General features: G+C 72.5%; 10 protein-coding genes. 5 read left to right on the top strand and 5 right to left on the bottom strand.

The genetic code is table 11. From position 1 onward, the window contains the following. The first annotated feature begins 14 nt into the window (after window positions 1-14). Together cdgB and KWI83_RS14225 are read left to right on the top strand one after the other, a co-directional pair. The gene (cdgB, locus tag KWI83_RS14230) at window positions 15-1,679 is read left to right on the top strand and encodes a diguanylate cyclase CdgB (protein ID WP_218514716.1); all 1,665 of its coding nucleotides are present in this window, start codon (window positions 15-17) and stop codon (window positions 1,677-1,679) included. Window positions 1,680-1,800: 121 nt separating this feature from the next. Continuing rightward, window positions 1,801-2,739, top strand: coding sequence for a carbohydrate-binding protein (locus KWI83_RS14225; protein WP_218514715.1), 939 nt, complete (start codon window positions 1,801-1,803; stop codon window positions 2,737-2,739). A gap of 12 nt (window positions 2,740-2,751) precedes the next feature. Here KWI83_RS14225 and KWI83_RS14220 read toward each other — a convergent pair whose 3' ends face one another. The 3 genes from KWI83_RS14220 to KWI83_RS14210 all read right to left on the bottom strand — a co-directional run bounded on the left by KWI83_RS14220 (window position 2,752) and on the right by KWI83_RS14210 (window position 6,055). Next, the gene (locus tag KWI83_RS14220) at window positions 2,752-3,681 is read right to left on the bottom strand and encodes a 1-phosphofructokinase family hexose kinase (protein ID WP_218514714.1); all 930 of its coding nucleotides are present in this window, start codon (window positions 3,679-3,681) and stop codon (window positions 2,752-2,754) included. Between the two features lie 194 nt (window positions 3,682-3,875). Beyond that, window positions 3,876-4,982, bottom strand: coding sequence for an N-acetylglucosamine-6-phosphate deacetylase (gene nagA / locus KWI83_RS14215; protein WP_256362277.1), 1,107 nt, complete (start codon window positions 4,980-4,982; stop codon window positions 3,876-3,878). A 128-nt stretch (window positions 4,983-5,110) separates the two neighbouring features. Beyond that, a complete protein-coding gene (locus tag KWI83_RS14210; protein WP_218514713.1) occupies window positions 5,111-6,055 on the bottom strand; it encodes an ROK family protein in 945 nt (314 codons plus the stop codon). Between the two features lie 134 nt (window positions 6,056-6,189). Between KWI83_RS14210 and KWI83_RS14205 the strand changes: the two genes are divergently transcribed. The 3 genes from KWI83_RS14205 to otsB all read left to right on the top strand — a co-directional run bounded on the left by KWI83_RS14205 (window position 6,190) and on the right by otsB (window position 8,643). Further along, on the top strand, window positions 6,190-7,440 hold the full coding sequence (locus KWI83_RS14205) for an ABC transporter substrate-binding protein (protein ID WP_256362228.1): 1,251 nt from the start codon (window positions 6,190-6,192) through the stop codon (window positions 7,438-7,440). A 34-nt stretch (window positions 7,441-7,474) separates the two neighbouring features. Beyond that, a complete protein-coding gene (locus KWI83_RS14200) occupies window positions 7,475-7,708 on the top strand; it encodes a DUF3263 domain-containing protein (RefSeq protein ID WP_218514711.1) in 234 nt (77 codons plus the stop codon). A gap of 74 nt (window positions 7,709-7,782) precedes the next feature. Further along, window positions 7,783-8,643 carry a trehalose-phosphatase gene (gene otsB / locus KWI83_RS14195; RefSeq protein WP_218514710.1) on the top strand — a complete coding sequence of 287 codons (861 nt, stop codon included), beginning with the start codon at window positions 7,783-7,785 and terminating at the stop codon, window positions 8,641-8,643. A 428-nt stretch (window positions 8,644-9,071) separates the two neighbouring features. On the opposite strand, the gene KWI83_RS14190 is transcribed toward otsB, so the two are convergent. Both KWI83_RS14190 and KWI83_RS14185 read right to left on the bottom strand, forming a co-directional pair. Beyond that, complete coding sequence (locus KWI83_RS14190) at window positions 9,072-10,472, bottom strand: trehalose-6-phosphate synthase (RefSeq protein WP_218514709.1); 1,401 nt, start codon at window positions 10,470-10,472, stop codon at window positions 9,072-9,074. An 83-nt stretch (window positions 10,473-10,555) separates the two neighbouring features. After that, window positions 10,556-11,500, bottom strand: coding sequence for a glucosyl-3-phosphoglycerate synthase (locus KWI83_RS14185; protein WP_218514708.1), 945 nt, complete (start codon window positions 11,498-11,500; stop codon window positions 10,556-10,558). Between the last annotated feature and the right edge of the window lie 19 nt (window positions 11,501-11,519).

The following is an 11,519-nucleotide window of genomic DNA, read 5'->3' as shown; positions in this document are numbered from 1 at the left end:
GGGGGAGGGCGAGCATGGAGACCGAGTCGGAGCCGTACGTCCGCCTTGCGTCCCTGCGACAACTGCACCAGGTCATGGCCGAGATGAACACGGCCCGCAGCCTGGCGGACACACTGCAGACGGTCGCGGACGGGGTCGTCACCGCCCTCGGCTACGAGCTGGCGTGCGTCAACCTCGTACGCCCGGACGGCGACCTCGTCGTCGCCGCGTTCTCCGGCAACCCCGCCGCCGAGGCCCTGATCACCGGCCGCGTCGGCTCCCGCGAGTCCTGGGAGCGGCGCCTCGCCATGGGCGAGCAGTGGGGCGACCTCGTCTTCATACCGCACACCGAGGGCTGGATCCTCGACGACGACGACGTCCCGCAGTGGTACACCGAGGGGCCCGCGCCGCGCTTCGAGGACGAGTGGCACCCCTCCGACCGGCTCTTCGCGCCGATGTACGCCCCCGGAGCGCAGGGCGGTCCCGCCTCCGGCGAGCTGATCGGCGTGCTCTCCGTGGACCGGCCTCGCAACGGGCGGCGGCCGGGCGCGTGGGGCCGCGAGGCGCTCCAGATGTACGCCTTCCAGGCGGCCATCGCCATCAGCAACGCGCGTCTACGCGCGAATATGCAGCGGGCACTGGTCCGCCTGGAGCGCGAGCAGCAGGCCCTGCGCGCCAGTGAGGAAAGCTTCCGGCAGGCCTTCGAGTACGCCCCCTCCGGCATGGCCATCGCCGAGATGGGCGGCGACCAGCACGGCCGCATACTCCGCACCAACGACGCCCTGTGCCGCCTGCTCGGCCGCCCCGCCTCCGCGATGCGCCGCTACTCCTTCTCCGACCTCGTCCACCCCGAGGACATAGGCACGCTCCTGCGCACCTCCGCCGAGGGCGGCCGGGCCGAGCTGCGCCTCGGGCGCCGGGACGGCAGCTACGTCTGGGTCAGCCTGCGCAACTCCGTCGTCGCCGACGCCGCCGACGGACCCCGCTTCCTGCTCACCCACGTCGAGGACATCGAGGAACGCAAGCGCCGCGAGCTCCAGCTCGCCCACCGCGCCTCCCACGACTCCCTCACCGGCCTGCCGAACTCCGCCGAGCTGCGCTCCCGCCTCTCCGCCCGGCTCTGCCAGCGCCCGCAGACCGGCTACCCCGGCGCCTTCGACTCCCAGGACGCTGCCTACGGCCGCCCCGTCCACGACGTCGGCGGGCACGGCTTCGACTTCGTGCAGGGCGGCGCGGACACGTACGACGTCTACGACCACCATGTGCACACCATCGCCCCCGAGGGCGATCACGACGACGGCACCAAGGGACTCGCGGTGCTCTTCTGCGACCTCGACGGCTTCAAGTCGATCAACGACCGGTTCGGGCACAACGCCGGCGACGCCGTGCTCATCGAGGTCGCCCGGCGGCTCAGCAACGGCGTCCGGGACGGCGACACGGTCGCCCGGCTCGGCGGCGACGAGTTCGTGATCCTCGCCGACGGGCTCGGCCGGGCCGACGCCCAGGACCTCGCCGTGCGGCTGCGCAACGAGATCATCCAGCCGATCCGCGCCGAGGGCCGGGCCGTCCGGGTCGGGGCCAGTTTCGGCATCGGCTGGGCGCACTGCGGCATGACCGCGGACGAGGTGCTGAAATCCGCCGACGAACGGATGTACGTGGAGAAACGGTCTCGTCCCAAACAACACCGACGCGCGGGATGATCCGCAGGTCGGTGGGGTGATGCGACCCGGGTCACCCGTTTGGGCCACTGGAAGCGGGTAGGCTCGCCATCCTCACCACCCGTACCGCATCCGTTCCGCACCTGTTGAGGAGTACCTAGGGATGACGCCCGGCAACAACGGCGCGAGCACGCCCGAGGACGACGACCCGTTCGGCTACCTGTACGCCGATGGTCAGGCCAATGGCGCCCAGCCGCCGTCCGGCGGCTACGGCTACCCGAACTCGGTCAGCAGGGTGCGTACGGTCGGCGAGCGGCCGTACGGTCAGCAGGCGTACGGCCAGCCGGGCGTGCCGCAGCAGCAGGGCGCGTACGGCAGGCCGAACGCCTCCTACGCCGCCCCCGAGACGTTCCCGGGCAGCGCGCCGACCACCCAGCAGCCGATGCCCGGGTACGGGTCCGGCGGGGGCGGCGGCCGGGGCCGCGGGCCCAACACCAAGGGCCTGCTGATCGGCGCGATCGCGGTGGTCGCCGCGGTCGTCATCGGTATCAGCGTGGCCATGCTGGGCGGCGGCGACAAGGACGCGGCCGGCGGACAGGCCTCCCCCGCCCCGTCCGTCTCGCAGAGCGCGGAGCCGACCCCGTCGGGGGAGAGCAGCGCGGACAGCGAGGCCGAGCTGCCGAAGATCGACGCCAAGGCCCTCCAGCTCGGCGGCGGCGCCACCACCGCGTCCGACATCGAGGGCGCCCAGGCGGACGGCGGCGTCTATGTGACCGGCTTCAACGCCGTCGGCGCCTCGGTCACCTGGACCGTCAACGGCATCCCCGAGTCCGGCAAGTACACCCTGTACGTCGGCTACGGCGTGCCCGGCAAGGACGCCAACGCCACCCTCACGGTCAACGGCACCGCCTCGACCACGCCGGTCAACATGAAGAACTACGCGGGGGCGGCCGAGGGCGACTACGCCAAGGGCTGGACGCGCACGTACAACTACGTCCAGCTCAACAAGGGCACGAACACCATCAAGGTCTCCTGCGAGCAGGGCAACCAGTGCGACGCCAACCTCGACCAGATGTGGCTCGTCAAGGGCTGGGTCGAGTAGAGCGGCCGGCGTTCAGGCCGCGCTGACCTCGCCGGTCACCGCGACCCGCCCCAGCAGTTCCTCGTACGTCCTCCGGTCGAACTCGCCCGCGACCGGGGCGTGCACCGTGGCCGTCGCCAGTGCGACCGCGCGGGTCAGGCGCTCCGGCCACGGCCGGTGCTCCGCCAGTGCGGCCAGCAGGCCCGCCGTCGCGGAGTCGCCGGCGCCGGTCGGGTTGCCGTGCACACGGCCGGGCGGGGTGGCGCGCCAGACGCCCTCCGGGGTGGCCGCCAGCAGGCCCTGAGGGCCCAGTGAGGCGACGACCGCGTGCGCGCCCCGGCGGCGGGCGGCGTGGGTGGCGCGCAACGGCTCGTGGGAGCCGGTGAGTTCGGCCAGCTCGTCGGTGTTGGGCGTGACGATGTCGGGGCGGGCGGCGACCCCGCGGCGCAGCGGCTCACCGCTGGTGTCCAGCAGCACGGGTACGCCCGCCGCGCGGGCGGTGCGTATCAGGCCCGCGTACGCGCCCACCGGCACCCCCGGCGGCAGGCTGCCGCACAGGGCGACCGCCGAGGCCGGCGCGAGCAGATCCGCGTAGGCCTCCTGGAAGGCGGACCACTCGGGCGGCGTGATCGCCGGGCCGGGTTCGTTGAGCTGGGTCGTGTCGCCGGTGCGCTCGTCGACCACGGCTATCGTGCGCCGGGTCGCGCCGCCGATCGGGACCAGCGCGTCGACCACGCCGGGTGTGGCCGTGAGCCGGTCCTGCACGATCCGCCCGGTACCGCCGCCGGCGAACCCGGTGACCGTCACCTCGTGGCCGAGCGCGGCCAGCACACGGGCCACGTTGACGCCCTTGCCGCCGGGGCGTTCGGTCACCTCGGACACCCGGTGGGTGGCGTGGGGCTGCAGGGACCGTACGCGGTACGTGATGTCGAGAGCGGTGTTCAGCGTGACCGTGAGGATCACCTGGCCCGACCTCCCCCGAGGGTGCGTTTCTCGAATTCCGGAGGGTCGATCATGCCAAAGAGACGGCGGTCGGCCTAGGGGCTGCCCGGCGGATCAGGCCGGGGAGTGCCCCGCGTCTCCGCAGGATCCGCCGGCAGCCCCTAGGTCCTCGGGTCGGCCACCGTCTCTCGACGGGCGCTGTACTGGCGGATATTTCAGTCCAGTCGGGGATCGACCACCCATTCACCTCGGCGCATCACGCCCTTGAGGTCGAAGTGCGCGTCGAGGACCACCAGGTCGGCGTCCTTGCCGGGCTCCAGGGAGCCGATCCGGTCGTCCATGCCGAGCAGGCGTGCCGGGTTGGCGGACAGGGCCTTGACGACGTCCTCGACCGGGAGCCGGTCGATGGTCACCGCCCGCTTGAAGGCACGGTCCAGGGTGAGCGTGGAGCCGGCGATCGAGCCGCCCTCCACCAGCCGGGCCACACCCTCGCTGACCTCGACCTCCAGCGGGCCCAGCATGTACCGGCCGTCCCCGAAACCGGCCGCGTCCATCGCGTCCGTGATGAACGCGACCCGCGCCGGGCCCGCGTGACGGAACGCCAGCTCCAGGGCGGCCGGATGCAGATGCGTACCGTCGTTGATCAGCTCGACCGTGACGCGCTCGTCCTCCAGGAGGGCCGCGATCGGGCCGGGGGAGCGGTGGCCGAGCGCGGGCATCGCGTTGAAGAGATGCGTGGCGACCGTCGCGCCCGCGTCGATCGCCTCGACGGTCTGCTCGTACGTCGCGTCCGTGTGGCCCACGGCCGCGATCACGCCGTGCTCCACCAGCAGGCGTACGGAGTCGATGCCGCCCGGCAGTTCGGTGGCGAGCGTCAGCATCCTGGCCCGGCCGCGCGCCGCGTCGATCAACTTGCGCACCTGAGCCGGTTCCGGGTCGCGCAGGAGTTCCTCGGAGTGCGCGCCCTTGCGGCACGGGGAGATGAACGGGCCCTCGAAGTGGATGCCGGCGATCTCCCCCTGCTCGGCGAGCTCGGAGAGCAGGCCGGCGCGGTGAGCGAGGAGGTCCAGGTCGCCGGTGACCGTGGAGGCGACCAGGGTGGTGGTGCCGTGGAGGCGGTGGGTGTGGATGCCCCTGAGGACGTCTTCGACGGTGCCGGAGGTGAAGGAGGCTCCGCCGCCGCCGTGGTTGTGGATGTCCACGAAGCCGGGGACCACGTAGTGGCCGGTGAGGTCGAGGACCGGGGCGTTCTCCGGGGCGGTGGCGGCGATGCGGGTGCCGTCGACGATCACTCGGCCGTCTTTGACGGTTCCCGTGGGCATGACCACGTTGCCACCGGCGAGCACCGTGGGGGTTCCGGCCGTCGCGGGCTGCGGGTGGTGTGTGGCCGGTCGCGCCCCGCGGCGGAGCCGCATATCGACGCTGTCCCGCGCCCCTGGGTGGGCTGCCATCAGGGAGTTACCTCCGTACGGTCGGTCGAGTTCAGGAGATCCCAGGCCAGTAGCCCGGCGCCGAGGCATCCCGCCGTGTCCCCGAGGGCCGCGGGGACGATCGTCGGCAGCTTCTGGAAGGTGACGCGTCGGTCGACCGCGTCCCGGAGCGGTGTGAACAAGGTTTCCCCCGCCTCCGCCAGCCCGCCACCGATGACGAGCGAGCGCGGGTCCAGCAGGGTGAGGGCGGTGACCAGGCCGTCGGCGAGGGTGCCGACGGCCTGCTGCCAGATCCGTACGGCCCGCGGGTCGCCGGACTCGACCGCCTTCGCGCAGTCCGCCGCGTCGGCCCGTACGTCCCCGGACGCGGCGGCCCACGCCTCGCTGACCGCCGACGCCGACGCGTACCGCTCCAGGCAGCCGCGCCGGCCGCAGGGGCAGGGGGTCCCTCCGGGGCGTACGACGACATGGCCGATCTCGCCCGCGAAGCCGTGCGCGCCCGGCTCCACCCGGCCGTCGATGCCGATCGCGCCCGCTATGCCGGTGCCCAGCGCCACGAACAGGAAGCGGTCGGCTCCCCGGCCCGCGCCGATCCGGCCCTCGGCGAGGCCGCCGGTGCGCACGTCGTGACCGAGGGCGACCGGGATGCCGCCGAGCCGCTCGCCGAGCAGCGCGCGCAGGGGTACGTCCCGCCAGCCGAGGTTGGCCGCGTACGCGGCGACGCCGTGCTGCTCGTCGACGATGCCGGGGACGGCGACTCCGGCGGCGCTCGCGGATGCGCCCAGGTGCTGGTCGCCGTAGGCGCGCAAGTCGGCGGCGAAGTCGAGGATGCCGTCGACCACCGCCTGCGGCCCGCGCTCGCGGCCGGTCGCGCGGCGGGCCTGGTGCAACAGGGCGCCGTCCGCCCCGACCAGGGCGGCCTTCATCGCGGTGCCGCCCACATCGAGGGCGATGACGTGTCTCACGGGGGACAGTGTGGCCCGTGGACCCGGAAGAGGTCTAGTCCACTTGCGTGGTGTAGACCTTAATCCGGAATCCGGATTGGCATGAACAACGTATGGACAGGGTGGGCAGCGTGCAGCGGCGGCGCAGGACAGGAATGATCGCGGTGACGTCCGCACTGGGCATGACGGCGGTTCTCGGCGGCTGCGGCCTCGCCGGAGGCTCCGACGACGTGACGCTCAGACTGGTCGCCGCGGACTACGGCGACAGCGCGGCGAACAGCTCCAAGAAGTACTGGGCGAAGCTGGTCGACAAGTACGAGGCCGACCACCCCGGCGTCCAGGTCGAGGTGACCGTCTACTCCTGGAACGACGTCGACCGCGAGGTCAAGGAGATGGTCGACGCCGGGAAGGCGCCCGACATGGCGCAGATCGGGGCGTACGCCGACTACGCGGCCGACGATCTGCTCTACACCGCCGACGACCTGCTCTCCATACCCGTCCAGGCCAGTTTCTCCTCCGCCCTCGCGGGGGCGGGGCAGGTCAACGGCGCGCAGTACGGCATGCCGTTCGCCGCCTCCACCCGACTGCTCTTCTACAACAAGAAGCTCTTCGAGGAGGCCGGGCTGACCCCGCCGACCACCTGGGCGGAGCTGGCCGACGCCGCCGAGGCGTTGCAGGCGGAGGGCGTGAAGTACCCCTACGCGCTGCCGCTCGGCTCGGAGGAGGCGCAGGCCGAGACCATGCAGTGGCTGCTCAGCGGGGGCGGCGGCTACACCGACACCGTCGGCACGTACACCATCGACTCCGCCGAGAACGTCGAGACCCTCACCTGGCTGCGCGACAAACTGGTCGGCAAGAAGCTCACCGGGCCGGTCGCCCCCGGCAAGCTCGACCGGGCCGACGCCTTCGCCGCGTTCGCCAAGGGCGAGGTGGGCATGCTGAACGGGCATCCGTCCCTGATGAAGATGGCCCAGAAGCAGGGCGTGGAGTTCGGCATGGTGCCGATGCCCGGCGTGGACGGCGAGTCCAAGGCCACCATGGGTGTCGCCGACTGGATGCTCGCCTTCAAGCAGAACGGCCACAAGGAGCAGGTCGGCGACTTCCTCGACTTCGTCTACAGCGAGGAGAACGTCCTCGACTTCTCCCGCGAGTACGACCTGCTGCCGGTCACCAACCCCGCCTCCGATGTGATGAGCGCGGCAGCGGAGGACCGGGACCTCAAGCCCTTCCTGGACGAACTCGCGCTCTCCGAGCTCTACCCGGTCGGCAAGACGTCCTGGGCGGCGGTCAGCGCGGAGGTCAAGAAGCGGATCGGCTCCGCCGTGGAACCGGGCGGCAGCCCGGCGGCGATCCTGAGCCAGCTGCAGTCGACGGCCACGACGGCGGAGAGCTCGGCGGCCGGGTAGGGCTGTTGTCGGTGGTGGCGGCTACCGTGCAGGCATGGACCAGGAGCAGCTCGCCCGAAGGGAACAGGACATCCTCGCCCTGGAACGCCGCGGCTTTCCGGGCCCCGGCGCCAAGGAGCGTGCGATACGCGAGGAGCTGGGACTGGCCCCGGTCCGCTACTACCAGCTGCTCAACGCCCTGCTCGACGACCCGCGCGCGCTGGCGCACGATCCGGTGACGGTGCATCGACTGCGGCGGACACGGGAGCGGCGACGGGCGGAGCGGTAGGTCGAGGACTGGTCCAGGACGGGTGGCGCGGTAGGTCGATGACGGGCGGAGCGGTACGTCGATAAGGTCGCCGTATGGGCAGCCACGAGACCGAGACCGGCAAGACTCTCCCGACGCCCGCCACCTCCGCCGGGCGGGCCGGGCTCGACGCGATCCTCGCGCGGCCCGGCAAGGCGGTGATCGCGCTCGACTTCGACGGGACCCTCGCCCCGATCGTGCCCGACCCCGAGCAGGCCCGCGCCCACCCGGACGCCGTGCCGGCGCTCGCCGCCCTCGCCTCGAAGGTGGCCGCCGTCGCGGTGATCACCGGCCGCCCGGCCGATGTCGCCGTGCGCCACGGCGGCTTCACGGGCGTTGACGGCCTGGAGCACCTCGTCGTCCTCGGCCACTACGGTGCCGAACGCTGGGACGCCGTCAGCGGCGAGGTCAGCGCCCCCGCCCCGCACCCCGGCGTCGCGGCCGTGCGTGAGGAACTGCCCGGCCTGCTCGACCGCGTCGGCGCCGGGCCCGGCACGTGGACCGAGGACAAGGGCCACGCGATCGCCGTCCACACCCGCCGCGCCACCGACCCGCAGGCCGCGTTCGAGGCCCTGCGCGAACCCCTCTCCGACCTCGCCACCCGCCACGGCCTGATCGTCGAGCCCGGCCGCATGGTTTTGGAACTGCGCCCGCCCGGCATGGACAAGGGCGTCGCCCTCCTCGAATACGTCCGGGAACTCGGCGCCGAGTCCGTCCTCTACGCCGGCGACGACCTCGGCGACCTCCCCGCGTACGCGGCGGTCGACACCCTCCGCTCCGACGGCACGCCGGGCCTGCTGGTGTGCAGCGGCAGCGACGAGGTGACCGAACTGCGCCAGCGGGCGGACGTGGTGGTCGACGGCCCGGAGGGGGTCGTCGGACTGCTCACGGGGCTCGGGGCTCGGCTGGGGGGTTGATCGCGGGCGGTGTGATCAGCTGACGGGCTGATCGCGGGGCTCGGAGTGCAGCTGGTGGGCTGATCGTGGGGCTGGGCGGTGCAGCCGGGCTGAACGTGCGAGGCGGTCAGTTGCTGGGGTGCTCGTGGGGCTCGCGGCTCGGGTGGGGGGTGATCGCGCGGTGCGGTCAGCTGCTCGGGTGCTTGTGTGGCTCGGGGCGCAGCTGGTGGCTTGATCACGCGCTGTGGTCAGCTGGTGGGCTGATCGCGGGGCTGGGCGGTGCAGTGGGGGCTGGTCGCGCGAGGCGGTCAGTTGCTCGTGGGCTCGCGGTGGAGCTGGTGGGCCGCTTCCGCGGCGCGATCAGTCGGCGGGCTGGTGGCGCAGGGCGGTCAGTTGCTGGGGTGCTCTGGGGCTCGCGGTGGAGCTGGTGGGCCGTTTCCGCGGCGCGATCAGTCGGCGGGCTGGTCGCGCAGGGCGTTCAGCTGGTCGAGGAACCACTGGGCCGGGGGAAGCGCGGTGGCGGACGCCGCCAGTCGCTTCGACCGCTCGGTGCGCTCCCCGGTCCGCATCGTCAGCGCCTCGTACAGCGCGTCGGCCGTGCCCTTGATGTCGTACGGGTTCACCCCGATCGCGTCCTCGCGCAGCTCCTCGTACGCGCCCGCCTCCCGGGACAGCACCAGCGCGCAGCCCTCGTCGGACACGATCGGCACCTCCTTGGCGACCAGGTTCATGCCGTCCCGGATCGGGTTCACCAGCGCCACGTCCGCGAGCCGGTACGCGGCCAGGGAGCGGGCGAAGTCGTCCTTCACGTGCAGGACGACCGGTGTCCAGCCCGGCGTGCCGTACCGCTCGTTGATCTCCCCGGCGACCCGTTGCACCTCGGCCGTGTAGTCGCGGTACACGGCGAGGTCCTGCCGCGAGGGGTAGGCGAAGGCGACGTGCACGACCCGCTCCCGCCAGTCGGGGTGGTCGTCGAGGAGCTGCCGGTACGCCAGCAATCCGCGCACGATGTTCTTGGACAGCTCCGTCCGGTCGACGCGGACGATCGCCTTCCGCCCCTCGCCGATCTCCGCCCGCAGCGCCGCCATCCGCTCCTCGACGTCCGCCTCGTGCGAGCGCCGCCGCAGGAAGTCGGCGTCGGCACCGAGCCCGTGCACGCCGACCCGGGTGTCCCCGAGCCCTCCGGCGAACGCCTCGCAGCACGCCGTGAAGGCATCCGCCCACCGATGGGTGAGGAACCCCAGCCGGTCCGCGCCCAGCATGCCCCGCAGCACCTGCCCGGCGACATCGTCCGGCAGCATCCGGAAGTACTCCGGCGGCGCCCACGGCGTGTGCGAGAAGTGGCCGATCCGCACGTCCGGCCGCAGCGCGCGCAGCATCCCCGGCACCAGCGTCAGGTGGTAGTCCTGCACCAGCACCGCCGCCCCCTCGGCCGCCTCCTGGGCGAGCGCCTCGGCGAACGCCCGGTTGTACGCCTCGTACGACGTCCACTGCCGCCGGAACTCCGCGTCGAAGACCGGCTCCAGCGGCGTCTGGTACAGCATGTGGTGCACGAACCACAGCACCGAGTTGGCGATCCCGTTGTACGCGTCCGCGTGCACGTCGGCCGGAATGTCCAGCATCCGCACCCCGGACTCCCCGACCCCGCGCCGCACCGCCTCACGGTCGCCGTCGCCGAGCGCGGAGCACACCCACAGCGCACCGGCGTCCGGACCGATCGCCGAGAGACCCGAGACGAGCCCGCCACCGCCGCGTTTGGCGTGCAGCGAGCCGTCGTCGCGCACCTCGTACGACACCGGGCCACGGTTGGAGGCCACCAGTACCTGCGCAGGACCGTACGTCGAAGCCATACGCCTCAACCTAGCCTTCTCCGGAACCGCTCAAACGTACGGTTCGAGCCCGGAGCGGGACCGTATACGACCGTATGCAAGGGTCAGGCCACCTTCCGGGCCGCGTACTCCGCGATCTCCACCATCGGCGGCCGCTCCTCCGTGTCCACGGAGTACGTCCGTGGCTCGAACCCGTCCTCCACCCGCTCGAACTGGGTGAGAGACGGCCGGATCATATGGCCCCGGGCCAGCCGCAGCTGGGCCGTGCGGTAGATCGCCGCCGCCATCCGGCCCAGCGCCTGCCCGTCCTGGTGCCGGTGCTTGCGCACCCCGATGTCCACCTGCGCGAGGGCGTCGAGGCCGACCAGATGCAGGGAGTCCACCAGCATGCCCAGCTCCACGCCGTATCCGACCGGGAACGGCAGCTGCTCCAGCAGCGAGCGCCGGGCCGCGTACTCCCCGCCGAGCGGCTGGACGAATCCGGCCAGCTGCGGCCAGTGCATGTTCAGCAGCGGGCGGGCCATCAGCTCGGTCACCCGGCCGCCCTGCCCGGCCGCGCCGCCCAGGGGACGGTCGTACATCCCCTTGACGAGGTCGACCTCCGGGTCGGTGAGCAGCGGGCCGACGATGCCGGTGACGAAGTCCGGGGAGAACTCCTTCAGGTCCGCGTCGATGAAGCAGACGATGTCGCCGCGGGTGACGAGCAGCGAGCGCCACAGCACCTCGCCCTTGCCGGGGACGGCCGAGATGCGCGGGAGTATCCCGTCGCGGTGCACCACCCGGGCGCCCGCCGCGGCGGCCACCTCGGAGGTGCGGTCGGTGGACCCGGAGTCGACCACGACGATCTCGTCGACCAGCGGGACCTGCTCGACGAGATCGTGCCGGATCACGGCGACGATGTCGCCGACGGTCTCCTCCTCGTTGAGCGCGGGCAGCACGACACTGACCGACTGGCCCGTGTGGCGCTTCGCGGCCAGGATCTTGTGGAGCGGGCGGTCGGTCAGCGACCAGGAGCGGGTGCTGAGCCAGCGCTCGACTTCTTCCAGCACAGTCTGCTGCTCCTTCGCG

The sequence above is a fragment of the Streptomyces sp. TRM70350 genome (genome assembly GCF_019219825.1).
GTDB lineage: Bacteria > Actinomycetota > Actinomycetes > Streptomycetales > Streptomycetaceae > Streptomyces.
This window is presented reverse-complemented; position numbering and strand designations above follow the sequence as displayed.

What these genes read in the sequence shown, in the direction of transcription:
- cdgB (WP_218514716.1), top strand. Translation starts at nt 15, where the DNA reads ATGGAGACCGAGTCGGAGCCGTACGTCCGCCTTGCGTCCCTGCGACAA.
- KWI83_RS14225 (WP_218514715.1), top strand. Translation starts at nt 1,801, where the DNA reads ATGACGCCCGGCAACAACGGCGCGAGCACGCCCGAGGACGACGACCCG.
- nagA (WP_256362277.1), bottom strand. Translation starts at nt 4,982, where the DNA reads ATGCCCACGGGAACCGTCAAAGACGGCCGAGTGATCGTCGACGGCACC.
- KWI83_RS14205 (WP_256362228.1), top strand. Translation starts at nt 6,190, where the DNA reads ATGATCGCGGTGACGTCCGCACTGGGCATGACGGCGGTTCTCGGCGGC.
- KWI83_RS14200 (WP_218514711.1), top strand. Translation starts at nt 7,475, where the DNA reads ATGGACCAGGAGCAGCTCGCCCGAAGGGAACAGGACATCCTCGCCCTG.
- otsB (WP_218514710.1), top strand. Translation starts at nt 7,783, where the DNA reads ATGGGCAGCCACGAGACCGAGACCGGCAAGACTCTCCCGACGCCCGCC.
- KWI83_RS14190 (WP_218514709.1), bottom strand. Translation starts at nt 10,472, where the DNA reads ATGGCTTCGACGTACGGTCCTGCGCAGGTACTGGTGGCCTCCAACCGT.